The organism is Dryocola clanedunensis subsp. sulfonylureivorans, from assembly GCF_016756775.1.
Classification (GTDB): Bacteria; Pseudomonadota; Gammaproteobacteria; order Enterobacterales; family Enterobacteriaceae; genus Dryocola; species Dryocola clanedunensis.
Window position 1 is genome coordinate 31,834 of record NZ_JAERMU010000014.1, and the last position, 24,286, is coordinate 56,119.

At 56.9% G+C, this 24,286-nt stretch carries 22 protein-coding genes; 20 read left to right on the forward strand and 2 right to left on the reverse strand.

Annotated features, from left to right (window positions below):
• Positions 1 to 16: 16 nt before the first annotated feature.
• From HYQ67_RS15335 to HYQ67_RS15400, 14 genes are read left to right on the forward strand one after another with little or no spacing between them, the layout of a single operon-like run.
• Positions 17 to 265, forward strand: a complete 249-nt coding sequence (locus tag HYQ67_RS15335) for an acyl carrier protein (RefSeq protein ID WP_202304777.1) — start codon at positions 17 to 19, stop codon at positions 263 to 265.
• Positions 265 to 840, forward strand: a complete 576-nt coding sequence (locus tag HYQ67_RS15340; protein ID WP_202304779.1) for a COG4648 family protein — start codon at positions 265 to 267, stop codon at positions 838 to 840. Before HYQ67_RS15335 ends, HYQ67_RS15340 begins: the two co-directional genes overlap by 1 nt.
• Positions 833 to 2,161, forward strand: a complete 1,329-nt coding sequence (locus tag HYQ67_RS15345; protein ID WP_202304781.1) for an AMP-binding protein — start codon at positions 833 to 835, stop codon at positions 2,159 to 2,161. Before HYQ67_RS15340 ends, HYQ67_RS15345 begins: the two co-directional genes overlap by 8 nt.
• On the forward strand, positions 2,148 to 2,498 hold the full coding sequence (locus HYQ67_RS15350) for an ApeI family dehydratase (protein WP_202304783.1): 351 nt from the start codon (positions 2,148 to 2,150) through the stop codon (positions 2,496 to 2,498). The genes HYQ67_RS15345 and HYQ67_RS15350 overlap by 14 nt, the downstream gene beginning before the upstream one ends.
• On the forward strand, positions 2,489 to 4,195 hold the full coding sequence (locus tag HYQ67_RS15355) for a glycosyltransferase family 2 protein (protein ID WP_237391271.1): 1,707 nt from the start codon (positions 2,489 to 2,491) through the stop codon (positions 4,193 to 4,195). Before HYQ67_RS15350 ends, HYQ67_RS15355 begins: the two co-directional genes overlap by 10 nt.
• A complete protein-coding gene (locus HYQ67_RS15360; RefSeq protein ID WP_202304785.1) occupies positions 4,189 to 4,611 on the forward strand; it encodes an acyl-CoA thioesterase in 423 nt (140 codons plus the stop codon). Before HYQ67_RS15355 ends, HYQ67_RS15360 begins: the two co-directional genes overlap by 7 nt.
• A complete protein-coding gene (locus HYQ67_RS15365) occupies positions 4,608 to 5,213 on the forward strand; it encodes a LolA family protein (RefSeq protein ID WP_202304787.1) in 606 nt (201 codons plus the stop codon). The genes HYQ67_RS15360 and HYQ67_RS15365 overlap by 4 nt, the downstream gene beginning before the upstream one ends.
• Positions 5,203 to 7,506 carry an MMPL family transporter gene (locus HYQ67_RS15370; protein WP_272929771.1) on the forward strand — a complete coding sequence of 768 codons (2,304 nt, stop codon included), beginning with the start codon at positions 5,203 to 5,205 and terminating at the stop codon, positions 7,504 to 7,506. Before HYQ67_RS15365 ends, HYQ67_RS15370 begins: the two co-directional genes overlap by 11 nt.
• On the forward strand, positions 7,503 to 8,141 hold the full coding sequence (locus HYQ67_RS15375; RefSeq protein ID WP_202304789.1) for a DUF3261 domain-containing protein: 639 nt from the start codon (positions 7,503 to 7,505) through the stop codon (positions 8,139 to 8,141). Before HYQ67_RS15370 ends, HYQ67_RS15375 begins: the two co-directional genes overlap by 4 nt.
• The gene (locus HYQ67_RS15380) at positions 8,138 to 9,295 is read left to right on the forward strand and encodes a beta-ketoacyl-[acyl-carrier-protein] synthase family protein (protein ID WP_202304791.1); all 1,158 of its coding nucleotides are present in this window, start codon (positions 8,138 to 8,140) and stop codon (positions 9,293 to 9,295) included. Before HYQ67_RS15375 ends, HYQ67_RS15380 begins: the two co-directional genes overlap by 4 nt.
• Positions 9,288 to 9,746, forward strand: a complete 459-nt coding sequence (locus tag HYQ67_RS15385) for a hotdog family protein (RefSeq protein WP_202304793.1) — start codon at positions 9,288 to 9,290, stop codon at positions 9,744 to 9,746. Before HYQ67_RS15380 ends, HYQ67_RS15385 begins: the two co-directional genes overlap by 8 nt.
• Positions 9,747 to 9,758: 12 nt before the next feature.
• Positions 9,759 to 10,490 carry a 3-ketoacyl-ACP reductase FabG2 gene (locus HYQ67_RS15390; protein WP_202304795.1) on the forward strand — a complete coding sequence of 244 codons (732 nt, stop codon included), beginning with the start codon at positions 9,759 to 9,761 and terminating at the stop codon, positions 10,488 to 10,490.
• Positions 10,487 to 11,716 (forward strand): beta-ketoacyl-ACP synthase, encoded by a 1,230-nt coding sequence (locus HYQ67_RS15395; RefSeq protein WP_202304797.1) that lies wholly within the window; start codon positions 10,487 to 10,489, stop codon positions 11,714 to 11,716. The genes HYQ67_RS15390 and HYQ67_RS15395 overlap by 4 nt, the downstream gene beginning before the upstream one ends.
• Complete coding sequence (locus tag HYQ67_RS15400) at positions 11,707 to 12,321, forward strand: 4'-phosphopantetheinyl transferase superfamily protein (protein ID WP_202304803.1); 615 nt, start codon at positions 11,707 to 11,709, stop codon at positions 12,319 to 12,321. Before HYQ67_RS15395 ends, HYQ67_RS15400 begins: the two co-directional genes overlap by 10 nt.
• A 3-nt stretch (positions 12,322 to 12,324) precedes the next feature.
• Here the strand turns inward: HYQ67_RS15400 and HYQ67_RS15405 are convergent, their stop codons facing one another.
• Positions 12,325 to 13,545 (reverse strand): mechanosensitive ion channel family protein, encoded by a 1,221-nt coding sequence (locus HYQ67_RS15405; RefSeq protein WP_431355447.1) that lies wholly within the window; start codon positions 13,543 to 13,545, stop codon positions 12,325 to 12,327.
• Between the two features lie 381 nt (positions 13,546 to 13,926).
• Between HYQ67_RS15405 and HYQ67_RS15410 the strand changes: the two genes are divergently transcribed.
• From HYQ67_RS15410 to HYQ67_RS15420, 3 genes are all read left to right on the forward strand, one after another.
• Positions 13,927 to 16,122 (forward strand): TonB-dependent receptor, encoded by a 2,196-nt coding sequence (locus HYQ67_RS15410; RefSeq protein WP_202304805.1) that lies wholly within the window; start codon positions 13,927 to 13,929, stop codon positions 16,120 to 16,122.
• Positions 16,123 to 16,379: 257 nt separating this feature from the next.
• Positions 16,380 to 16,904, forward strand: coding sequence for an O-acetyl-ADP-ribose deacetylase (gene ymdB, locus HYQ67_RS15415; protein ID WP_202304806.1), 525 nt, complete (start codon positions 16,380 to 16,382; stop codon positions 16,902 to 16,904).
• Complete coding sequence (locus HYQ67_RS15420; RefSeq protein ID WP_431355445.1) at positions 16,855 to 18,342, forward strand: phospholipase D family protein; 1,488 nt, start codon at positions 16,855 to 16,857, stop codon at positions 18,340 to 18,342. Before ymdB ends, HYQ67_RS15420 begins: the two co-directional genes overlap by 50 nt.
• Before the next feature lie 113 nt (positions 18,343 to 18,455).
• Here the strand turns inward: HYQ67_RS15420 and mdoC are convergent, their stop codons facing one another.
• On the reverse strand, positions 18,456 to 19,601 hold the full coding sequence (mdoC, locus tag HYQ67_RS15425; RefSeq protein ID WP_202304813.1) for a glucans biosynthesis protein MdoC: 1,146 nt from the start codon (positions 19,599 to 19,601) through the stop codon (positions 18,456 to 18,458).
• A gap of 292 nt (positions 19,602 to 19,893) precedes the next feature.
• Between mdoC and mdoG the strand changes: the two genes are divergently transcribed.
• From mdoG to HYQ67_RS15440, 3 genes are all read left to right on the forward strand, one after another.
• Positions 19,894 to 21,429 (forward strand): glucans biosynthesis protein MdoG, encoded by a 1,536-nt coding sequence (gene mdoG / locus HYQ67_RS15430; protein ID WP_202304944.1) that lies wholly within the window; start codon positions 19,894 to 19,896, stop codon positions 21,427 to 21,429.
• Complete coding sequence (gene mdoH / locus HYQ67_RS15435) at positions 21,422 to 23,953, forward strand: glucans biosynthesis glucosyltransferase MdoH (RefSeq protein ID WP_202304814.1); 2,532 nt, start codon at positions 21,422 to 21,424, stop codon at positions 23,951 to 23,953. Before mdoG ends, mdoH begins: the two co-directional genes overlap by 8 nt.
• A gap of 96 nt (positions 23,954 to 24,049) precedes the next feature.
• Positions 24,050 to 24,283: a YceK/YidQ family lipoprotein gene (locus HYQ67_RS15440; RefSeq protein WP_431355446.1), complete on the forward strand. Its 234-nt coding sequence runs from the start codon at positions 24,050 to 24,052 to the stop codon at positions 24,281 to 24,283.
• Positions 24,284 to 24,286 lie beyond the last annotated feature (3 nt).

A 24,286-nucleotide genomic window follows, 5' to 3' on the forward strand; every position in this document is an offset into this window, starting at 1 on the left:
ATTGAATGAGTCAGTTATGAATCAAGAAGCGATTTACCAAGAAGTTACCGAATTACTGGTCAAGCTGTTTGAACTGGATGCCGATCAAATTAAACCGGAGTCTCGCCTCTATGAAGATTTAGATCTCGACAGCATCGACGCCGTGGACATGGTTGTTCATCTGCAAAAACGCAGCGGCAAGAAGATCAGGCCAGAAGATTTTAAAGCGGTACGCACCGTACAGGATGTGGTCGACGCTGTAGAACGGCTGTATCAGGGGTCCTGATGCGCGGGCAGGGCGCAAAAGTGTCGGGCGTTGCAGGGGGGCTGGCCGTGGTGGGCTGGCCTTTTGCCGTCTGGCTGGCGCTCACTTACCCGCAGCTGCGCTGGCTGCTGCCGCTGCTTGCCGTCTGTTTTGTTCTGCGCCTTGCCGCATTACGAGGTAAAACCGGCGCCCTGAGCCGGGCTGCGCAAGGGCTGGCTGTCGTGGGGGCGATCCTGACCCTTGCGAGTATGGGGCTTCGCGAGGCGCGCCTGCTGATGTGGTATCCCGTGGTGGTGAATGTGGTGATGCTTGCCCTGTTCGGCGGCTCGCTATTGAGCCGCATGCCTTTAGTTGAGCGCCTGGCAAGATGGCGCGAAGGTGAACTCAGCCCGGCTGCGGTCAGCTATACGAGGCGGGTTACCCAGGTCTGGTGCGGTTTTTTCATTATCAACGGCACCGTTGCCGTATGGACCTGTCTGCACGGCAATCTTCATCTCTGGACGCTGTGGAACGGTATGCTCAGCTATCTGTTGATGGGCCTGCTGTTTGCCGTGGAGTGGCTCGTCCGTCAGCGGGTGAAGCGTCGTCATGGATAAGTGTCTGCCGCTGGACCAGTGGCTGGGGGGCACACGCCGTGATGACCATCTGGTTGCCTTTGAGGGGGAAACGGGTCTGACGCAGGCGAGGCTGCGGTGCGACGTTCAGCGCTTATACGCTGAGCTATGCAGCCAGCCAGGCGAGCGCTGGGCGCTCTGCTTCGACAGCAGCTACCGTTTTACTGTTGCGCTGCTGGCGGCGCTTCACGCAGGAAAAACCCCCGTTCTGCCAGGGCATTGTCGGGAAGCGCAGCTTCGCGAGCAGCACGCTCTGTTTCACGGCGTGGTGACCGATCGGCCGCTACGGCTGAATTGTCCGGTTATCAACCCCGACACGCCGATCTCTTCGATAAATGCTTTACCGCCGATTCCCGCCGGCGCGGGTGTGGTGCTGTTTACCTCAGGTTCCACCGGCAGGCCCACCGAGGTCTTTAAAAGCGTCACGGCGCTGGACCAGGAAAGCGCCTGGCTTGCAGATTTGTGGGGTCGCGAGCTGTCCGGTTGTCGGGTTGTGGCGTCGGTCAGCCATCAGCATATGTATGGCCTGACGTTCCGCATTATGCTGCCGATGGCGCTGGGCCTGGCCTGCGATGCTTCGCTTATTCAGTTTCCGGAACAGCTGGCTGCGCACGCGACCCATCCTCTGCTGTTTATCAGCAGCCCTGCATTTTTGAAACGTCTCGATACCCGGCTTCCTGCGCCGTCCTGCCGCATGACTATTTCTGCCGCGGGGAAACTGGATGATGACATTGCACGGCGGGCGGGAGAGTGGCTCGGCGTGCCCGTCAGCGAGATATATGGTACGACCGAAACGAGCGTGCTGGCCTGGCGAAAGCACCTCAGCAGCGGACAGCCCTGGCATCCGTTCCCCGAGGTCCAGTTTGTTGCAGAGGCTGAAGGATGGTCGGTACGTTCGCCATTGGTTGAAGAGGGTGAATGTCAACTTGATGACCGCCTGGCGTTCAACGAGCAGGGAACGTTCAGCCTGCTGGGCCGCCGCGACCGGATAGTCAAAATAGAAGAGAAGCGTGTCTCACTAAGTGAAATTGAACGACGTTTGCTGACGCTGCCTGAGATTAAGGATGCCGCGGTGATCACCCTTTCGCGCGGTGGGCGCACGGTGCCTGGTGCCGTTGTGGTATTGCATCTGCCGCATGAGCCGCTGGTAAAATTAAAAACGCAGTGGCGGGTGTCACTCAGCCAGTGGCTCGAGCCGGTGGCCATTCCCCGCTACTGGCGTATCGTCGAGAGTATTCCGCTTAACAGCCAGAGCAAGCGGGCATGGACACAACTACAGGAATTATTTGATGAAACCCCTTGAAGAGCGCCGCACGCAGCCGGACATGAATCAGCTGTGTCTGCTTCTGAGAGTCCCTGCAGGCCTGATGTGGTTTCAGGGACACTTTCCCGTTCAGCCGCTGCTGCCGGGCGTCGCGCAGCTTGACTGGGTGATGACCTACGGCGCGGAGCTTGCGCCGGGCATGCGGTTCAGCGCCATCGACAGCGTAAAGTTTCAGCGCCCGGTGCAGCCCGACAGCCTGCTGGAGCTGACTCTGCGCTGGGATGCCTCCCGCAGCGTGCTGAGCTTTAGCTATCAGCAGGTATCAGACGACGCGCAGCACCCGGTCAGCAGTGGAAAAATTAAACTATGTCATTAATACAGCCTGACTTCCGCCCCTGCGTGGTGATCCCCTGTTACAACCACGGGGCTGCCATGCCTGGCGTACTTGCGCGTCTGGCTCCTTTCATGCTGCCGTGTTTTATCGTTGATGACGGCAGCGAACCGCAGACGGCTTGCCAGCTTGATGCGCTGGTGGCCAGCCATCCCGCCGTCACGCTGGTCCGCCTGCCGGTCAACGGCGGCAAAGGCCAGGCGGTCATCGCAGGTCTTGAGGCTGCCCGGCAGGCTGGTTTTACCCACGCTATTCAGCTGGATGCCGACGGGCAACACTGCATCGAAGATATTCCCCGTTTTCTGGAAGCATCCCGCAGCCACCCAGGATCGCTGATTTCCGGGCAGCCGGAGTATGACGACTCGGTGCCTAAATCGCGGCTTTACGGACGCTACGTGACCCATGTCTGGGTCTGGATTGAAACGCTTTCGCTGTCGCTGAAAGACAGCATGTGCGGCTTTCGTGTTTATCCGCTGGCGGCCACGCTTTCGCTGGTTGCACAGCATCCTCCCGGAAAACGGATGGATTTCGATACGGAAATCATGGTGCGGCTTTACTGGGCTGGCGTGGACAGCCGCTTTTTGCGCACCCGCGTCACCTATCCGCCCGATGGCCTGTCGCATTTTGATGCCCTGCATGACAATCTGCGGATTTCGTGGATGCACACCCGGCTGTTTTTCGGCATGCTGCCGCGTATTCCGGTGCTACTGATGCGTCGCCGTCAACCTGAGCACTGGGCGCAAATGCCGGAGCGTAAGGGACTGGCGGGCATGCGCCTGATGCTGCGCATTTATCAGACGCTGGGGCGCAGAGCTTTTACGCTATTGCTGTACCCCGTGGTGGCGTGGATGTGGCTGACCGGCGGCGTCCAGCGGCGCGCCTCTCAAAACTGGCTGCGGCGCGTGGCGCAGCAGGCGGCAAATAAACGACTGACTTTGCCCGCAGGCCTGAACAGCTTTCGCCATTTTTTGCGCTTTGGCGATGCCATGCTCAACAAAATCGCCGCCTGGCGAGGCGATATCAAATGGGGTCGGGATATCAGCTTTGCCCCCGGAAGCCGGGAGGTTTTACAGCCGAAGTCTGGCGGTGGGAAGCTGATCCTTGCCGCCCATCTGGGCGATATCGAAGCCAGCCGTGCGCTGGCTCAGTTTGATGCGGGGCTGGTTATCAACGCGCTGGTCTTTACCGACCATGCCCAGCGCTTCAGACAAATTGTCGAAGAGATAGCTCCCCAGGCGGCGGTGAACCTGCTGCCCGTGACGCATATTGGCCCGGAAACCGCCATGATGCTGCGTGAAAAGCTTGATGCAGGAGAGTGGATTGCTATCGTGGGGGACCGAATTGCGGTTAATCCGCAGCGCGGCGGCGAGCGGCGCGTATGCTGGAGCCAGTTTATGGGCGCGGCGGCACCTTTCCCCCAGGGGCCATTTATCCTCGCCGCCGCGTTGCGCTGTCCGGTGATCCTGATGATGGTGCTTCGTGAGCAGGGGAAGTTACGCATTCACGCGGAGCCGTTTGCCGACCCGCTACTTTTACCACGTTCGACGCGCCAGCTGGCACTCCAGCAGGCGGTAGATCGCTATGCCGAACGGCTGGAAGCCTACGCTTTACGCTCGCCGCTCGACTGGTTTAATTTTTATGATTTCTGGCAGCTGCCGCCAGAAAAGGAGTCTGCATGTTAAGCGATCCTCGCTTTCACGTTGAGGTCAGTATCACCGTGCCGTTTCACGATGTCGATGCGATGGAAGTCGTCTGGCACGGCAACTATTTCCGCTACTTCGAAATCGCCCGTGAAGCGCTGCTCGACCAGTTTGATTACGGTTATCGCGCCATGAGGGATTCAGGCTACGTCTGGCCGGTTGTCGATACGCGGGTGAAATATCGCGACGTGGTCACCTTTGGTCAGCAAATCCTGGTCCAGGCAAGCGTGCTCGAATTCGAAAACCGCCTGAAGATCGGCTATCAAATCGTCGATGCCGCCAGCGGTAAGCGCAAAACGTCCGGCTATACCATTCAGGTGGCCGTTGACGCCGCGAGCGGGGAGATGTGCTTTGTCTCGCCGGAGGTGTTATTCGAACGCATGGGGATGAAACCATGAAAAAACTGGTACTGACCGCGCTGCTGCTGGTGAGCTATAGCGCCTGCGCCGTCACGCTTGATGATATTCAACAGCGCTTTGCCGCGCAGCAGGTGGTGCGTGCGGACTTCCAGCAGGAGCGTCAGATAAGCGGCATGGCTCATCCGCTGCATTCCAGCGGTAAGGTGTTGATTGCAAAAAGCAAAGGGCTATGGTGGCAACAGCAGCATCCGTTCCCGATGACGCTGATTCTTGATGACAGCCATATGGTTCAGGTGATGGGCAGCCAGGCTCCGCAGGTGATCACCGCCGACAGCAATCCGCAGATGTTCCAGTTCAACCACCTGCTGCGTGCTTTGTTCCAGGCCGATCGTAAGGTGCTCGATGAGAACTTTTCCAGCCGGTTCTCCGATCTCGACAAAGGGCAATGGCAGCTGGTATTGACGCCGACGACGTCACCGCTCGACAAACTCTTCAGCACCATCACCCTGAAAGGGGAGAAATACCTCAATGCTATTGAGCTCAATGACACCCAGGGGGATTTCACAGAAATCACCTTCAGCAACCAGCGTCCGGAGCCACGTAAACTGACGCCAGAAGAGCAGCAGCGTTTTGCCTTCTGAGTGGCCGCGCGGGCTGGCATGGAGCTGGCTTGTCGTCGTTACGCTGCTGGTCGTGATGCTGTGCGTGCTGTTACCGAAGGCCCGGCTGGACAGCAGCGTCCTGTCGCTGTTGCCGGCCCAGAGCCTGGGCAAGGTGCCGCCCGCGATTGAAGCGGGCTTCCTGCAACGCCTCGACAAGCAGATGCTCTGGCTGGTCAGCCCGGGCACCAGGCCGGACGCCAGCGTGGCAAAGGCCTGGCAGGCGCAGCTCAACCAGCAGCCGTTTTTAACCAACGTGCAGGGGCCGATGGATGCCGCAGGCCAGCAGCAGTGGGGCAAGTTTTATTTTGAACACCGCAACGGGCTGGTGGATGCGCAGACTCGCGCCCGCCTGCAAAAAGGCGGAGATGCCCAGGCCCAGTGGGTGCTGTCGCAGCTTTACTCGGCGTTTTCCGGCGTCAGCGGTAAAGAGCTGACCCACGATCCCCTGATGCTGGTCAGAGGGTCTCAGCTGGCGCTACAGCAGAGCGCCAGCCAGTTAAGAATGATCGACGGCTGGCTGGTGGCGCGGGATAAGCAAGGGCGCTACTGGTATATGCTGCACGGTGAGCTGAAAGACTCTTCCTTTGATATGCAGCGCGGGCGCGAAGCGGTGAGCAAGCTGCGCGCGCTGCAACAGCACCTTCAGCAGCAGTTCCCGCAGGCAAAAGTCATGTCCCGCGGGACGCTGTTCTACAGCGACTACGCCAGCCAGCAGGCAAAACACGACGTCTCCACGCTGGGGGTCGCTACGGTGGCGGGCGTTTTACTGCTCATTCTGCTGGTGTTCCGCTCGCTACGGCCATTGTTACTGTGCGCGACCTCCGTGACTGTCGGTGCGCTTGCAGGCACGGCAATAACGCTGCTTTGTTTTGGCCAGCTGCATCTGATGACGCTGGTGATGAGCCTGGGGATTGTTGGCGTATCGGCAGACTACACGCTCTATTACCTGACGGAGAGGATGGTGCACGGCGGGCAAAGTTCGCCGCTCGCCAGCCTGCGCAAAGTGCTCCCTGCGCTCCTGCTGGCGCTGGGGACAACGGTGCTGGCTTATCTCATCATGTTGTTCGCGCCTTTCCCGGGCATCCGCCAGCTCGCGGTCTTTGCCGCCAGCGGCTTAACCGCCTCCTGCCTCACCGTCGTTTGCTGGTATCCCTTTGCGGTGCGGGGGTTGCCGGTGCGGCCTGTTCCATGCCGCCGCTGGATGCTTGCGTGGCTTGCTGCCTGGCAAACGAATAAAACCGTGCGCGTGGGCATCCCCTGCACGCTGCTGCTCGTCAGCCTGGCGGGTATCGCTTCGCTGCGCGTGAACGACGATATTGCAAGCTTGCAGGCGCTGCCTCAGGATCTGCTGCATGAAGAGCAGGCGATGACCGCATTGACCGGACAAGGCATGGATCAGAAATGGTTCATGGTTTACGGGAACAGCGCGGAAGAGACGCTTCAGCGCCTGGAAAAGCTGGCCCCGGAGCTGGCTTCGCTGCGGACAAGTAAGAAAATCGACGGCTATCGCCTGATCCCTCTTGCTTCTCTTGAGCGCCAGCAGGCAGATTTGCGCCTGCTGCGTGAGGCCGCACCCGTTTTGCAAAAGCGTCTGGCAGAGACGGGAATCAGCGTGAGCGCGCCGAACTTACAGCAGATGCCGGTCACCCCGGATATCTGGGCAAAAAGCGTCATCAGCAGCGGCTGGCGTTTATTGTGGCTGTCACTAGCCGACGGCAGGAGCGGGGCGCTGGTCCCTGTCAGCGGCGTACATGACGCTGCGGCCCTGAGCAGTCTTGCGGCCAAACTGCCGGGCGTCAGCTGGGTAGATCGTAAAGCCACCTTCAACGAGCTGTTTGGCTTCTATCGCGCGCTGTTAGCCGCTTTACTGGCCGTAGCGGTCGCGGCCATCGCCGTCAGCTATATGCTGCGTCTCGGCGTCAAACGCGGATTGCTTAACGTGGTGCCCTCGCTGCTTTCCCTGGGCGGTGGCCTTGCGGCGCTGGCCTTCAGCGGCCACGATCTTAATTTGTTCTCGCTGCTGGCGCTGGTGCTGGTGTTGGGGATCGGTATTAACTACACGCTGTTCTTCAGTAACCCTCGCGGCACGCCGTTAACCTCTATGTTAGCGGTAAGCGTTGCGTTACTGACTACGCTGCTGACGCTTGGCATGCTGGTCTTTAGCCAGACTCAGGCTATCTCCAGCTTCGGGATTGTCCTGAGCTGCGGGATCTTCTGCGCGTTTTTGACCGCGCCGCTGGCCATGCCGGCCTGTGATAAAGGAAAATCATGAGCACCATAAAACAAAAAATTTTTGCACCCATAGGGTGGAAAAGCGGTAGCGTCTTCCACCATTTTTCCGCTTTCGTTCTGCTTCTGAGCGTATCGCTGCTAAGCGCCTGTAACGCGCCAAAGCAGGATCCGACCCGCCCGCAGGCGTGGCTGAAGCCGGGAACGTTGGTCACGCTGCCAGCGCCTTCTGTTACGCCTGCCATTAATAAACAGCAGCTGTTGACCGCCAGCCTCAAAGGGAAAACGCAGTCGCTGATGGTGCTGCTGAATGCAGACAGCCAGAAAGTGATGCTGGCAGGACTTTCACCGCTGGGCATCCGCTTGTTCCGCCTGACTTACGACAGGACGGGGGTGAAAACCGAGCAGTCCATCACGCTGCCTGAAATGCCTCCGGCAAGCCAGGTACTTGCCGATATCATGCTGAGCTACTGGCCCGTAAGCGAGTGGCAGCAGCAGCTACCGAAGGGCTGGACGCTAAAAGACATCGGCGCTAAGCGTGAACTGCGCGATGACACCCACGCACTTATCGAAACGATAACTTACGTTACCCGTGACGGGAGCCGCCAGCCCGTCAGCATTCAGCACCATCGCTTTGGCTATCTCATTGCGATCCAGAACCTGGATAACCAGTCATGATCTTCGTCAACGCGGTTGGTATGGTCAACGCTATGGGCAGTTCTCTGGATGAGATAGCTGCCAGCCTGGTGACAGGACAATCGCCGGGGATGGTGCCGGACACGGACGGCTGGCTGCAGCAGGGCGAATGCTGGGTAGGACGGGTGAGGGGGGAATTGCCGCCCGTTCCCGCCGAGCTTTCCCGGCACAACAGCCGTAATAATCGCCTGCTGCTGGCCGCGCTGGCTCAGATCCAGCCGCAGATTGATGACGCCGTGGCGCGTTTCGGACGCGATCGCATTGCCGTGGTGCTGGGAACCAGCACCTCCGGGCTGGATGAGGCGGATCGCAAAGTCAGCGGAACAAACGACACTTATCGCTATGCACAGCAGGAGCTGGGCGATCCTTCGCGCTTCGTCAGTGAATACCTGGCGCTGAACGGCCCGGCCTTTACCGTGTCTACCGCCTGCTCGTCCAGCGCCAGGGCAGCCATCACCGGCAAGCGGCTGATTGAAGCCGGCATGGTGGACGTGGCAATTGTGGGCGGGGCAGATACGTTGAGCAGGATGCCGATCAACGGGTTTAATAGTCTTGAATCTCTGAGCGAGCGGCGCTGTCGACCGTTTAGCGCCGAGCGAAACGGGATCACCATCGGTGAGGCGGCGGCGCTGCTGCTGCTCAGCCGTGATCCCGGCCCGGTAAAGCTGTTGGGCGTAGGGGAGTCTTCCGACGCCTGGCACATGTCGGCGCCGCATCCGGAAGGTGCCGGGGCCATTCGCGCCATTGAAATGGCGCTGAAAGAGGCAGGGTTAACCGCCGCGGACATCGGCTACATCAACATGCACGGCACCGCCACGCGTCTGAATGACGACATTGAGGCGAAGGTCATCCACCAGCTGTTTGGCGAAAGCGTGCCGGGCAGCTCCACCAAGCACCTTACCGGACACACGCTTGGGGCGGCAGGGGCCTGTGAGGCGGTGCTCTGCTATCTGATGCTGACCCGCAACTTACCGCTGCCAGCACAGGATTTCAGCGACTGCACGCAGGACAGTGAGCTGGCCTCCTGCGGATTATTGACCTCAGCGCGAGCGGAGTATAAACCGGTCATGTTGTCTAACTCTTTTGCCTTTGGCGGTAACAATGCCACCCTGATATTTGGAGCGACGCATGACTGATTATCTGGCCCCGCAGCGCTACTTGCCGCATGAGGCGCCGATGTGCCTGCTGGAAAATGTCATTGAGGTCACGGAAACCAGCGCGCATTGCCAGGTGAAGGTCAGCCCTGACGGCGTGCTCGCGCCATTCTTAAATAGCGACGGCGCGCTGCCCGGGTGGTTTGCCATCGAAATCATCGCACAGACGGTGGGCGTATGGTCAGGCTGGCACACGATGCGTGCGGGTGAAGCGTCCGTCGGCGTAGGGATGCTCATTGGTGGGCGTGGTCTGCGGTGCCCCGCAGGGCAGTTCCCGGCGCAGACGCTGCTGGAGTGTAAGGTCACGCTGTTAATGAGTGATGAGAAAATTGGCAGTTTTGAAGGCGAAATCCTCGCGGATAACCGTGTGATGGCAAGCGGGCGGGTGAATACGTATCAACCAGATAAGAACGAATTAAAACAATTATTTTAACGGGATAGTGGTATGACACGAACAGTACTGGTGACCGGTGCCAGCAAGGGCATTGGCAGGGCAATTGCCTGTGGGCTGGCGGAAGACGGTTTTTGCGTGGTGGTGCATTATCACCGCGATTCAGATGGCGCACAGCAAACGCTAAATCTTATTGAGCAGCAGGGCGGCACGGGCCGCTTGATGCAGTTCGACAGTGCGAATCGGACACAATGCCGGGCTGTACTTGAAGCTGATATCGAGGCCCACGGCGCTTACTGGGGCGTGGTGAATAATGCGGGCGTGGCGCGAGACGGCGCCTTTCCGGCGCTGACCGACGAGGACTGGGATGGCGTTATCCATACCAACCTCGACAGCTTCTATAACGTCATCCAACCCTGCGTGATGCCAATGATTGGCCTGCGCGACGGCGGGCGAATCATCACCCTGTCATCCGTCTCCGGGATCATGGGCAACCGTGGGCAGGTGAACTACAGCGCGGCGAAGGCGGGCATTATTGGTGCGACCAAAGCGCTGGCTATCGAACTGGCAAAGCGCAAAATTACCGTCAACTGTATTGCGCCTGGGTTAATTGACACCGGCATGATTGAAATGGAAGACGCCGCGCTTAAAGAAGCGATGCGCCTTATCCCTTTGCAGCGCATGGGACAATCAGAAGAGGTGGCAGGGCTTGCCCGCTACCTGATGTCGCCGGTGGCAGGCTATGTCACCCGCCAGGTTATCTCCATTAACGGAGGCATGTTGTGATCCGACGTGTGGTGGTAACCGGCATGGGCGGAGTGACGGCTTTTGGTGAGAGCTGGCAGGCTGTTTCAGACGGGCTGCGTTCAGGCCAGAATGCGGTAAGACAAATGCCGGAGTGGCAGATTTACGACGGGCTGAACACCATGCTCGGCGCACCTGTTGATAATTTTTCGCTCCCTGCACATTACACGCGCAAACGCATCCGTGCCATGGGACGAGTTTCCCTTATGGCTACGCGAGCGACGGAGCTGGCGCTTGAACAGGCCGGGTTAATCGATGACCCTGTGTTGACCAGCGGTAATACGGGCATTGCCTACGGCTCTTCTACGGGGAGCACCGGGCCGGTGAGTGAATTCGCCACCATGCTGACGGAAAAACATACCCGCAATATCACCGGGACGACCTATGTGCAGATGATGCCGCACACCGCGGCGGTGAACGCCGGGCTATTCTTCGGCCTGCGTGGCCGGGTGATCCCAACCTCCAGCGCCTGTACGTCAGGGAGCCAGGCGATTGGCTACGCCTGGGAAGCGATTCGACACGGCTACCAAACCGTCATGGTCGCAGGTGGGGCGGAAGAGCTCTGCCCATCGGAAGCTGCCGTGTTCGACACCCTGTTTGCCACCAGCCAGCGAAACGATCTGCCGAAGAGCACCCCGGCCCCCTTTGACCAGGCGCGTGACGGCCTGGTGATTGGCGAAGGCGCAGGCTCGCTCATTCTCGAGGATCTTGAACACGCGCGGGCTCGCGGGGCAACGATCTACGCCGAGATCGTCGGTTTTCATACCAACTGCGATGCATCGCATATCACGCAGCCGCAAAAAGAGACGATGCAGATTTGTATCGAGCGCGGTCTCGGCTCCGCCGGACTTGCCGCCAGCGATATCGGTTATATCAGTGCGCACGGTACGGCGACGGATCGTGGTGATATAGCCGAAACGCAGGCCACCGCTGCCGTCTTCGGATCGACAACTCCCATCTCCTCGCTAAAAAGCTATTTTGGCCACACGCTTGGAGCCTGCGGCTCGCTTGAGGCGTGGATGAGTATCGAAATGATGCGTGAAGGCTGGTTTGCCGAAACCCTGAACCTGCGCAATCCGGACGAAGCCTGCGGTGAGCTGGATTACATTATGGGCAGCGCCCGTCGCCTGGACACCGAATTTGTGCAGAGCAACAACTTTGCGTTCGGGGGGATCAATACCTCGCTGGTGCTTCGCCGTTGGCCGTAACGCCCTACAGGCTGGCGTTTGCTGACATCACGCGTCTGGCAGATGACGCGTACGTCAGGCGCTGGCTTTCTCCTGAGCTGGCCGCTGCGGCACCGCCCGGACGTCGCCGATCGGTGTGGCTGGCCGGGCGTATTTTGCTGGCAATGTTGCTGGGACGGGAGGCGTTGCCGGCGCTGGAGAGAGGGCCAAACGGCAAACCTTTTCACCCGCAGCTGGCGAATTTTAATATCAGTAACAGCGCGACAGGCGTTGCGGTGCTGGTGGGGGAAGGGGAGGTAGGCTGTGATATAGAGCTGCTGCGGCCCCGTCCTCGATTTATGTCCGTGGCGCGGCACAGCTTTTCAGGCGGGCTGGTTGACTGGCTTGAAAGGCTACCCCTACAAGAGCAGCTTCCTGCCTTCTGGCGTTTGTGGACCGCGCATGAGGCCGTCCTCAAACAGCAGGGGGGTACCGTGTGGCAAATCAGCTCATTAGATCTTCCGCTGGAGACATTAAGCCCTGCGGGCCTTCACCTGAGCCATTTTACCGTCAGCAATACCCTGGTTGCCTGCTGCGGGCGCGAACCTTTTGCGGCCGGTTTCACGCCCGAGCTAATACTGCTGTAAACATTACTGCTGCGCTGAACCGGCAAGTGCCGTCAGGTTACGCATATCATTGCCCGTTGGGGACTGATAAACGCGCAGACCAAATTCACCCATTACCGCATAAACATGGTCGAAAATATCAGCCTGAATCGCTTCATATTCCAGCCACGCGGTGGTGTTGGTAAAAGCGTATATTTCCAGCGGCATCCCTTCAGCGCCCGGCGCTAACTGACGCACCATCAGCGTCATGTCTTTACGAATTTTTGTGTGGTGCTGTAAATATTCGGCCAGATAAGCGCGGAAGGTGCCGATGTTGGTCATGCCTCGGCAATTAAGCGCATTGCCTTCCTCTTCGTTATATTGCTGATTATAACTGTTAATTTCTTCATTACGCGCTTCAATATACGGCTTTAACACTCGTGATTTATTAAGGCGCAGGATCTCATCTTCCGTCAGGAAATGAATGCTGGTCGCATCAATATTAATACTGCGCTTGATGCGACGGCCGCCGGATTTCGACATGCCGCTCCAGTTTTTAAAGGCATCGGAAACAAGGGCGTAGGTGGGGATGGTGGTAATCGTATTATCCCAGTTCTGCACTTTTACCGTCGTCAGACCAATATCAATGACCGCGCCGTCCGCGCCAAATTTCGGCATCTCCAGCCAGTCGCCCAGCATCAGCATGTTGTTAGCGGACAGCTGGATACCGGCAACCAGACCGAGAATCGGGTCTTTAAAGACCAACATCAGTACGGCGGCCATGGCGCCCAGACCACTGATCAGAATCGCCGGAGACTGATCCAGCATCACGGAAATCATCAAAATGCCGATGATAATCGCGGCGACCAGCTTGATGCCCTGCACGATACCTTTAAGTGGCAGCTGTGAAGCGATAGCAAATCTGTGGGAGATCTTTAGCGCGATATCCAGCAGCGAGAAGAGCGAAAGCAGGGCGAAGAGCATGATCCACAGCTGCGCGCAGGTAGAGATGATTTCGCTGGCCTGGCCATTTTTATGCAGCCATATCACGGCCTGGAAATTGACGATGATACCCTGCAGCGTAAAGGCTACACGGTTGAATAATTTATTTTGGGTAATAATCTGCAGCCAGAGTTTTGAGCTGTTGTTCGCGTGCTTCTCAAAAATGCGCAGGACGATACGGTGCAGAATAAAATGAACAACCACGGCGGTCAGTACAATCACGCTCAGCATAACGACCAAATAAGTGTACTTATTTAATTCCATGCCGTAGCTTTTCAGAAGCAGTAAAAAATCCTGCATGTAGTCTCCGAAGTAAAGGGCGCTATGATGCCAATCTGAGCGACATATATCAATCAAACAAGGAAGAATCTTCTGAATAATTTTTCTGAATTAAGATATTTCTTGCGAAGAATAAATTAGTTAAATATCTGTATTTCCCGGAAATATCATTTCAAATTATATTACCCATCTTACCTTCATCAGCGAATGTTTCCTGTATTCAGGCGCAGGGGCGGCGTAACGCCAGTCCCATGGAAGATATATCCTGAAACGCTGTGTCATTTTTGCTTGCAATTCTTAGCTGGAAAACGATAATCATGCTCAAAATAAGAAGCATTCTCATTATTATTTGTCAGGGAAATTGTCATGCCATATCCAGCCTCCTGTCAGCCAGTGCTGCGGCCACGCCTCCTTGCCGCATTCATTAGCGCCGCTATCACACCAGCTTTCGCCGCCGCGCAGCCCGCGGTGCCTTCCCCAAAAGAGGACACCATCACCGTTACCGCCGCGCCGGAGGAGACTTTCCGGGCCGGGGGAGATGAGCTGGTTCCTGCTTATCTGGATGGCCAGGTTGCCAACGGCGGGCGTCTGGGGCTGCTTGGCGAGCAGGAAGCCAAAAACGTCCCGTTTAACATTATCGGCTACACCTCAAAAATGATTGAGGACCAGCAGGCCACTACGCTGACAGATGTGATTCGCAATGACGCAACGGTGCAGGCGGTACGCGGCTACGGCAACTTTGCCGAGTCATACCGGATCCGTGGCTTCCAGCTCGACGGCGACGATATTGCCTTCGGCGGTTTATACGGCGTACTGCCTCGCCAGGTGGTGACGACAAATATCGCCGAACGCGTGGAAATTATTAAAGGCTCCAGTGCGTTTCTTAACGGCGTACCGCCGGGGGGATCGGGCGTTGGCGGTTCTATCAACGTGGAGCCGAAGCGTGCAGATAGCATTCCGTTAACCCGCGTGAGCGTGGATTATGGATCTGACTCGCAAATTGGCACCTCGCTGGATGCCGGTCGCCGTTTCGGTGACAGCGACCAGTTTGGCGCGCGGGTGAATGTGCTCCATCGCGAAGGTGATACGGCAGTCGATGATGAAAAAGAGCGTACCACGCTTGCCAGTATGGGCCTGGATTATCAAGGTGAGCGTCTGCGCGGCTCTCTGGACGCAGGCTGGCAGAAATCCACCATTCATAATGGGCGAATTGGTATAGGCGTGGGGGCTATCACTGAGATGCCTGACGTGCCGGACAACAGCGACAACTACAGCCAGAAGTGGGTCTATTCGGATATGACAACGCGTTTTGCAGCCCTGCGCGGGGAATATGACGTTGCGAATAACTGGACGTTTTATGGCGGCATCGGCGGTAATAACACCGACGAGCGCGGTGAGTACAGTCTGCCAAAGCTGCTGGATGATGACGGCAATGCAAGCGTCAGCCGTCTGGGAACACGCTATATCGCCGACAGCTTCTCCGGCATGACCGGCATTCGCGGCAAGTTCGACACGGGCGTGATAGGGCACAGCGTTAATCTGGGCTACTCCGGCGTGTATCGTAAAACCCGCTCGGCTTACACGCTATCAGGCTCGGGTAACACCATTAATATCTACGACCCGACGACCATTGACTACCCGCCGACGCTCTACAGCGGGGGGAGTATGGACGATCCGCACGACCGTAGCCGCACCAGAACGTCAGGTGTGTCGGTCTCTGATACGCTTTCAGCGCTTGATGACCGCGTGCTGCTGACCGTAGGTGGCCGTCGTCAGGATGTAACGGTACGCAACTATGATTATCAGGGGGTGGAAACGCCTGCTACCCGCTTTGACGCCTTTAAAGTTACGCCTGTTTATGGCCTGGTGGTGAAGCCGTGGGAGCAGGTTTCCTTCTATGCCAACCACATTGAAGCATTGCAGCCAGGGCCAACCGCCAGCAGCAAAGCTGTCAATGCCGGTCAGGTTGTCGGGATCGTACAGTCCAGACAGAACGAAGTTGGCATGAAGATGGACTTCGGCCGCCTCGGCGGCACGCTCGCGTTGTTTGAAATTAAAAAACCGGTTGGCATGGTTGATGAGCAGAACGTCTACGGCCTTTATGGCGAACAGCAAAGCCGTGGGATGGAGCTGAACGTCTTCGGCGAGCCGGTATACGGCGTACGTCTGTTGGGCAGCGCGCTGTGGATGAAGCCGGAATTAAGCAAAACAGCGGGCGGCGTGAACGATGGCAACGACGCCGTGGGCGTACCGCGCTATGCCGTGACCCTGGGAGGTGAGTGGGATCTGCCGTGGACCCAGAATCTGACCGCAACCGGCACCGTTACCCGCACCGGCTCACAGTATGCCAACGCCAGCAACACCATTAAGCTGGATGGCTGGACGCGTCTTGATCTGGGCGCACGTTACAGCATGAAAGTGAAGGAGCAAACGCTGACGTGGCGTGCGGCGGTGGAAAACGTCACCAATGAGAAATACTGGGCATCGGTAGATGATTCCGGTACCTACCTCACCCAGGGGGACCCGCGTATGCTCAAACTCTCCATGTCCGTGGACTTCTGATATCACCCTTTTTCTGACCTTTGTGGCACGCCTTCGTAAAACCAGGCGTGCCAGTCGCAGCAACGGTTATTCCTCGCTAACAGCCTTCTTTGTCATCCTGCCGTCATAAGACCAATTAAGATTTTCGGCACGTTTCTGAAATTCACAGAGAATAAAGACAGGAAAAACCTGGCCCGCAGGAAAACTCACGGGATGTGGTATACGGCAACAGTTGGCTAAGTTTAGACTATTATCAAAGACTAACTGGAGGTTTACCCATGAGTGAACGAATGTCGGTAGTTCAGGGCGATATCACTACCGTTGCCGTCGATGTCATTGTTAATGCGGCTAACGCTTCGCTGTTGGGCGGGGGGGGCGTGGATGGCGCCATTCATAAAGCTGCCGGTCCCGCATTGCTTGAAGCGTGCAAACTCATCGTCCGTCAACAGGGCGAGTGCGCACTGGGACATGCGGTGATTACCGAGGCTGGAAATATTCCCGTGAAAGCAATTATCCATGCCGTCGGCCCCGTCTGGCATGGTGGTGACCACCATGAACCGGAGCTGCTTGAGCTGGCTTACCGCAACTGTCTGGATTTAGCGGCGGCTAACGGGTATCGCACTATTGCGTTTCCGGCCATCAGTACGGGCGTTTATGGCTATCCGAAAGAGCTGGCTGCACGCATCGCGGTGGATGTAGTTTATAAATATATCGGCATCAGACCGCTGCCTGAAGAGGTGGTTTTTGTCTGTTTTGATGACGAAAATACCCGAATCTATCAACACTATCTTTCCCAACTCTGACGTGGACAAAGAACACGCAACCCGCCTGGGGCAGGCGATAACACCGACGACGGCTGAGCACCCTGGGTTAAGCGGTATCCATACTTTAGCCGACAGTCTGGATGCGTTTGCGGCGCGCTATCTGCTGTGCGGCATGGCCGAAAAATCCCTGGATGTGCAGTATTACATCTGGCAGGACGATATGTCAGGCAGGCTGCTGTTCAGCGCGCTGCTGTCCGCGGCCGAGCGGGGTGTCAAGGTGCGGCTGCTGCTTGATGACAACAACACCAACGGGCTGGACGACACGCTGCGCCTGCTGAATGCTCATCCCAATATTGAAGTCCGCCTGTTTAATCCCTTCTCGTTTCGCCTGTTCCGCGCGATTGGCTACCTGACCGATTTTGCTCGTTTAAACAGACGGATGCACAACAAGAGTTTCACGGTAGACGGCGAAGCGACGATTATTGGCGGGCGCAACGTCGGGGATGCCTATTTCGGTGCCGGGGAGCAGCCGCTTTTCTCGGATCTGGATGTGCTGGCGGTAGGGCCAGTGGTATCAGAAGTTTGTCAGGATTTTGAACGCTACTGGCACTGTCAGTCGGTATCGACGCTGGAAAAAGTGCTGGAAGTAGATGAAGAGAGACTCCATGACCGTGTGACGTTACCGGAGAACTGGAAGAATGACCCTATCGCACGGCGTTATCTTGATCGGCTAACGACCAGCCAGTTCGCTACTCATCTGGTATCTCGCACGCTCAGCATGTATTGGGCAAAAACCCGTCTGCTGAGTGACGACCCGCGTAAAGGGCAGGGGAAGGCGAGAAATAATACGTTATTACCCCAGCGCCTGCTGAACGTCATCGGTCAGCCGAAACAAGAGATCGACATTATCTCTGCCTATTTCGTCCCGACGAGGGCGGGTGTGGCACAGATCCTCGGGCTGGTGCGCAAGGGCGTGAAGGTCGCTATCCTGACCAACTCTCTGGCCGCTAACGACGTTGCTCCGGTACACGCAGGCTACGCCCGCTGGCGTAAAAAACTGCTGCGCCACGGGGTGCAACTTTTTGAGCTGAAGCCAAAGTACGACGGACGCTATGTTCCCCATGACCGTGGGCTAACAGGGAATTCAGGCTCCAGTTTGCATGCCAAGACGTTCAGCGTTGATAAGCAGCAGGTGTTTATCGGCTCGTTCAACTTCGATCCGCGCTCGGCCATGCTGAATACCGAGATGGGGTTTGTCATCGAGAGCGCAAAGCTTGCTGAAGATATCCACTCGCGCTTCACCCAAAGCCAGAAAGAGGCCGCCTGGGCACTGCGGCTCGATCGCTGGGGAAGAGTGAACTGGGTGGAGAACAGCGAAGGCAAAGAGATTGTCTGGAAGAAAGAACCCCACACCCGCTTCTGGCAGCGGGTGCTGGTTCGTCTGGTTTACCGGCTTCCGGTGGAATGGCTGCTCTGACCTGACTCTTTGCACTTGAGCCAATGAATTAGGGGAAACGCCGGGATTGGATTCCCGGAGGGACGCCAAATCCGGTGGTCGTCCCGGGTATCCCGGTCACAAACGTCAGGGCGTTATGCTTTAGCCGCTTTGTTCTGCGGCTTGCCGGAGAACAGGAAGCGCAGCACGGGAATGCGAAGGTGAATTTCATACAGCACGATGGCAATGCCCACCACAAAGACTAAACCGGTGAAGAACCCCAGCGCGTTTGACTCAATGTGCGGCGTAATATACGCGCCGAAGAACAGCGTCAGCGGATGGTGTACCAGATAGATAAATAGCGAGGCGTTAACGAAGTAGGTTACGCGCGGGGAGTGGAAGTTCAACAGCTTGTGGCCCAGCGAGAACACCACATTCACCATCCACAGGCCCATCAGCATGGTAATCACGCTTTCCGTTTCGTACATCCATGCGTCGCCGCTACCGTAACGCTGGTTTAGTAAATAGGCCGCAAACGCCAGCGCTGCGCCTACCGCGCACCAGGGTGAAGGCTTAGTGAACAAATCTTTTAAGCCTGGGCGGGTGAACGCCAGCGCACCGAGCAGGAAGAACGGCAGGTAGAAGAGGGTTTGCATCACCACGAAATTGAACAACCCGTCGCTTAATAACGGCGCGTGAATAATAAAAATCGTCCGGCGAAGCGCCCCGTACAAGATGCCGCAGGCCAGGAAAATGAGTGAGAGTGTTCCTAAAGACCATTGGGCATCACGCTTCTCTTTGTGGCGCGTAATGTATCTGTTCATCTTTTTAAACACAAAAAGACAGACCGTGGTCAGGACGACCATCACCAGCAGGAACCATAAGTGTGAGATCAGCTCCCACACCAGCGTATTGTATTTTTCATACGCCGTGAGGTTGTGCCAGTCCGCTCCTTTACCACTGATATGCTGCAACATCAGAAACTGAGGCAGCGTCAGTAGCGGTATGGCTGTCAGCATGGGAATGCCTACACGCTCAACGCGCACTTTCCACCAGCGTTTAAGCGGGTAGCGCAAAAAAAGCATATAAGAAAAGTAACCGGAAATGACAAAAAACACCTGCATACGGAAGGCGTGAATGAAGTCATTAAACAGGGTCAGCCACCATGAGGGCAGGGCGCTGTTCACGTGCCACTGGTGGCTGGAGTAGATAAGAGAAATGTGAAAAGGGATACCCAAAAGCATTAACCACGCCCGGATAGAATCCAGGAAAAACTCGCGTTGAACAGGTACGTTACTCATAATACTCCAGACATTATCGGACTAATCGTCTTATCCTTAAGAACATTATCTATCAGGCTCCAGCACTAATAAGATACTTTCCGTGGCAACCCTACACTAACCGTGACATCCTGTCTGTACAGGAGACTCTCAAAGCGTAAGCGGTTGTCTTTTTTTGCTTAAAGCCTGAGCCGGTATGCTGAACGATGCGGGTAATTGGTTGTCGGAAAGCAGAAGTTTCCATTAAAATGGATTGGATTGATTTAAGCACACAAAGGGGGATGTGCTGGTTAATATGAAACATAAACCAAAAATGATGAAAATGTGTGCGCTGGGTGCTGCAGTGATGCTGTCCCTTTATACCACTACGGTTTGGGCCTTCACGATCGATGATGTCGCAAAACAAGCGAAAACATTGGCGGGCAAAAGCTATGAGGCACCTAAAACTAACCTGCCATCGCAATTTCGTGACATGAAATATGCGGACTATCAGCAGATCCAGTTCAACCACGACAAAGCCTACTGGAGCAAGTTAAAGACCCCGTTTAAGCTTGAATTCTACCATCAGGGTATGTACTTCGACACGCCAGTGAAAATCAATGAAGTCACGGCAACGGCGGTCCACAAGATTAAGTACAGCCCGGATTACTTTAATTTCGGTAACGTTAAACACGACAAAGATACCGTCAAAGACCTTGGCTTTGCCGGGTTTAAAGTGCTCTATCCGATCAACAGCAAAGATAAGAACGACGAAATTGTCAGCATGCTCGGGGCGAGTTACTTCCGTGTGATTGGTTCAGGTCAGGTTTATGGCCTCTCAGCCCGTGGGCTGGCTATCGATACCGCGCTGCCGTCGGGGGAAGAGTTCCCGCGCTTCCGCGAGTACTGGATTGAACGTCCAAAAGCTAACGATAAAACGCTGACCCTCTATGCGTTGCTGGATTCCCCACGTGCCACCGGTGCTTATCGCTTTGTGATAACCCCTGGGCGTGACACCGTGGTTAACGTGCAGTCGAAAGTCTATCTGCGCGATAAAGTCGGTAAACTGGGCGTTGCGCCGCTGACCAGTATGTTCCTGTTCGGGCCAAACCAGCCGTCGCCGGCCACTAACTTCCGTCCTGAACTGCATGACTCCAACGGTCTGTCTATCCACGCCGGTAACGGTGAATGGATTTGGCGTCCGCTCAATAACCCGAAACATCTCGCGGTCAGCTCCTTTGCGACTGAAAATCCGGTGGGCTTCGGTCTGCTGCAGCGTGGCCGTCAGTTCTCTCGCTTCGAAGATCTTGACGATCGTTACGACCAGCGTCCAAGCGCGTGGATAGCCCCGCAGGGTGACTGGGGTAAAGGTCGCGTTGAACTGGTAGAAATTCCAACCAACGACGAAACCAACGACAACATCGTTGCCTACTGGACACCGGATCAGCTGCCGGCGCCGGGCAAAGAGATGAACTTCAAGTACACCATTACCTTCAGCCGCGACGAAGATAAGATGCATGCGCCGGACAACGCGTACGTCTTGCAGACTCGTCGTTCAACGGGTGATGTGAAGCAGTCTAATCTTATCCGTCAGCCGGACGGTACCATTGCCTTTGTGGTGGACTACACCGGTACGGAGATGAAAAAACTGCCGCAGGATACCCCGGTAACCGCGCAGACCAGCATCGGCGACAACGGTGAAATCGTTGACAGCAAGGTGCAGTACAACCCGGTCACCAAAGGCTGGCGCTTAACGATGCGCCTGAAAGTCAAAGACGACAAGAAGCCGACGGAAATGCGTGCGGCGCTGGTCAATGGCGATCGGACACTGAGTGAAACCTGGAGCTACCAGTTACCTGCTAATGAATAAGTCTACCGAAATTTCGCCTGACTATATTGAGGCACTCCCCCTTACCGCCGCCGAAAAGGCGGCGCTTCCTGCAAGCGATCTGCAAGCGGTGCACGAAGCGCTGGATGAGCAAAAGCAGCATTTCGACCGTGCGGACGACTCCCCACTGGCGTCCGTTAAGGCCCGGCTTAAAGCAAGCTGGCCCGGCTCGCTGGGCGGCAGTCAGCTGATTCAGGATGAGGAAGGGCGTACTCAACTTCAGGCTATGCCGAAAGCAACCCGCTCCTCGATGTTTCCGGATCCGTGGCGCACCAACCCGATTGGGCGCTTCTGGGACCGTCTGCGAGGCCGCGAGGTTAACCCCCGTTACCTGTCTAAAGAAGAGGCGGAAGCCGAGCAGAAATGGCGTACCGTCGGCACCATCCGTCGTTATATCCTGCTGATTCTGACCATTGCACAGACCGTTGTTGCCACCTGGTATATGAAGACCATTCTGCCTTACCAGGGCTGGGCGCTGATCAACCCTGCTGACATGGTTGGTCAGGATCTGTGGGTCTCCTTTATGCAGATACTGCCTTACGTCCTGCAAACGGGTATTCTGATCCTCTTCGCCATTCTCTTCTGCTGGGTCTCCGCCGGTTTCTGGACCGCGCTGATGGGCTTCCTGCAGCTGCTGATGGGCAAAGACAAATACAGTATCTCTGCCTCAACCGTTGGGGATGAGCCTATCAATCCGGAGCACCGCACCGCGTTGATTATGCCTATCTGTAACGAAGACGTGGATCGCGTATTTGCCGGCCTGCGGGCGACCTGGGAATCGGTGAAAGCCACCGGTCAGGAGAAACATTTCGATGTTTACATCCTGAGCGACAGCTACAACCCGGACATCTGCGTTGCCGAGCAAAAGGCCTGGATGGAGCTTATCGCCGAAGTGCAGGGCGAAGGGCAGATCTTCTACCGTCGCCGCCGTCGTCGCGTGAAACGTAAAAGCGGTAACATCGATGACTTCTGCCGTCGCTGGGGCAACCAGTACAGCTACATGGTGGTGCTGGACGCGGACTCCGTGATGAGCGGTGACTGTCTGACCAACCTTGTGCGCCTGATGGAAGCCAACCCGAACGCCGGGATCATCCAGTCTTCCCCGAAAGCGTCCGGTATGGACACGCTGTATGCGCGCTGTCAGCAGTTTGCGACACGCGTTTACGGGCCGCTGTTCACCGCGGGTCTACACTTCTGGCAGCTTGGGGAATCTCACTACTGGGGTCACAACGCCATTATCCGCGTGAAGCCGTTCATTGAGCACTGCGCGCTTGCGCCGCTGCCGGGTGAAGGTTCCTTCGCGGGCTCCATCCTGTCCCACGACTTCGTAGAAGCCGCGCTGATGCGTCGTGCGGGCTGGGGCGTCTGGATTGCCTACGATCTGCCGGGCTCTTATGAAGAGCTGCCGCCGAACCTGCTGGATGAGCTGAAGCGTGACCGTCGCTGGTGCCACGGTAACCTGATGAACTTCCGCCTGTTCCTGGTGAAAGGCATGCACCCGGTACACCGTGCGGTGTTCCTGACGGGCGTCATGTCCTATCTGTCCGCGCCGCTGTGGTTTATGTTCCTGGCCTTGTCGACCGCCCTGCAGGTGGTGCATGCGCTGACCGAGCCGCAGTACTTCCTGCAGCCGCGTCAGCTTTTCCCGGTGTGGCCACAGTGGCGTCCGGAGCTGGCTATTGCGCTGTTTGCATCCACCATGGTGCTGCTGTTCCTGCCTAAGCTGCTCAGTATTATTCTGATCTGGTGTAAAGGTTCGAAAGAGTACGGCGGCTTCCTGCGTGTAACACTCTCTCTGCTGCTGGAAGTGCTGTTCTCCGTGCTGCTGGCACCGGTACGTATGCTGTTCCACACCGTATTCGTGGTCAGCGCGTTCCTGGGCTGGGAGGTGGTGTGGAACTCCCCGCAGCGTGATGATGACTCCACCCCATGGGGTGAAGCCTTCATGCGCCACGGATCGCAGCTGCTGCTGGGCCTGGTCTGGGCCGTTGGTATGGCGTGGCTGGATCTGCGCTTCCTGTTCTGGCTGGCTCCTATCGTGTTCTCGCTGATCCTCTCGCCGTTCGTGTCGGTGATTTCCAGCCGGGCAACGGTGGGGCTGCGGACCAAGCGCTGGAAGCTGTTCCTGATCCCGGAAGAGTACTCGCCGCCGAAGGTGCTGGTGGATACGGATAACTACCTGAAGCTCAACCGCAGCCGCACGCTGGAAGATGGCTTTATGCACGCGGTATTCAACCCGTCGTTTAATGCTCTCACCACGGCGATGGCTACGGCCCGTCACCGTGCGAGCCAGGTGCTGGAAATTGCCCGCGATCGTCACGTTGAGCAGGCGCTGAACGAAACGCCGGACAAACTGAACCGCGACCGCCGCCTGGTGCTGCTGAGCGACCCGGTCACCCTGTCGCGCATGCACTACCGCGTGTGGTCGAATCCGGATCGCTACTCCTCCTGGGTGGACAGCTATAACACGGTTAAGCTCAATCCTGCCGCGCTACAGACGAAATAGCGCGTCCAGAAAATGCGAAATGCCGACCCCAGGGTCGGCATTTTTTTGCGCTAATTCTGTGGATCGGTATACTCGGCCTGAAACAGAAGGGAGAAAATGGTGTTGAGATTACTAATAGTGGCGTTAGTCGCCTGTCTGCTCAGCGGCTGCGGCAGCATTATCAGCCGCGCTGTACCGGGGCAGGGACATGGCAATCAGTATTACCCCGGCGTGCAGTGGGCTATGCGTGACAGCGCATGGCGCTATATCACGGTGCTGGATTTACCGCTCTCGCTGGTATTTGACACGCTGCTGTTGCCGATTGACGCCAGCCACGGGCCTTACGAGTAACGA

Excerpts from the sequence above, each read along its gene's own strand:
- HYQ67_RS15335 (WP_202304777.1), top strand. The coding sequence starts at position 17 with ATGAATCAAGAAGCGATTTACCAAGAAGTTACCGAATTACTGGTCAAG.
- HYQ67_RS15340 (WP_202304779.1), top strand. The coding sequence starts at position 265 with ATGCGCGGGCAGGGCGCAAAAGTGTCGGGCGTTGCAGGGGGGCTGGCC.
- HYQ67_RS15345 (WP_202304781.1), top strand. The coding sequence starts at position 833 with ATGGATAAGTGTCTGCCGCTGGACCAGTGGCTGGGGGGCACACGCCGT.
- HYQ67_RS15350 (WP_202304783.1), top strand. The coding sequence starts at position 2,148 with ATGAAACCCCTTGAAGAGCGCCGCACGCAGCCGGACATGAATCAGCTG.
- HYQ67_RS15355 (WP_237391271.1), top strand. The coding sequence starts at position 2,489 with ATGTCATTAATACAGCCTGACTTCCGCCCCTGCGTGGTGATCCCCTGT.
- HYQ67_RS15360 (WP_202304785.1), top strand. The coding sequence starts at position 4,189 with ATGTTAAGCGATCCTCGCTTTCACGTTGAGGTCAGTATCACCGTGCCG.
- HYQ67_RS15365 (WP_202304787.1), top strand. The coding sequence starts at position 4,608 with ATGAAAAAACTGGTACTGACCGCGCTGCTGCTGGTGAGCTATAGCGCC.
- HYQ67_RS15375 (WP_202304789.1), top strand. The coding sequence starts at position 7,503 with ATGAGCACCATAAAACAAAAAATTTTTGCACCCATAGGGTGGAAAAGC.
- HYQ67_RS15380 (WP_202304791.1), top strand. The coding sequence starts at position 8,138 with ATGATCTTCGTCAACGCGGTTGGTATGGTCAACGCTATGGGCAGTTCT.
- HYQ67_RS15385 (WP_202304793.1), top strand. The coding sequence starts at position 9,288 with ATGACTGATTATCTGGCCCCGCAGCGCTACTTGCCGCATGAGGCGCCG.
- HYQ67_RS15390 (WP_202304795.1), top strand. The coding sequence starts at position 9,759 with ATGACACGAACAGTACTGGTGACCGGTGCCAGCAAGGGCATTGGCAGG.
- HYQ67_RS15405 (WP_431355447.1), bottom strand. The coding sequence starts at position 13,545 with ATGGAATTAAATAAGTACACTTATTTGGTCGTTATGCTGAGCGTGATT.
- HYQ67_RS15410 (WP_202304805.1), top strand. The coding sequence starts at position 13,927 with ATGCCATATCCAGCCTCCTGTCAGCCAGTGCTGCGGCCACGCCTCCTT.
- ymdB (WP_202304806.1), top strand. The coding sequence starts at position 16,380 with ATGAGTGAACGAATGTCGGTAGTTCAGGGCGATATCACTACCGTTGCC.
- mdoC (WP_202304813.1), bottom strand. The coding sequence starts at position 19,601 with ATGAGTAACGTACCTGTTCAACGCGAGTTTTTCCTGGATTCTATCCGG.
- mdoG (WP_202304944.1), top strand. The coding sequence starts at position 19,894 with ATGATGAAAATGTGTGCGCTGGGTGCTGCAGTGATGCTGTCCCTTTAT.
- mdoH (WP_202304814.1), top strand. The coding sequence starts at position 21,422 with ATGAATAAGTCTACCGAAATTTCGCCTGACTATATTGAGGCACTCCCC.
- HYQ67_RS15440 (WP_431355446.1), top strand. The coding sequence starts at position 24,050 with ATGGTGTTGAGATTACTAATAGTGGCGTTAGTCGCCTGTCTGCTCAGC.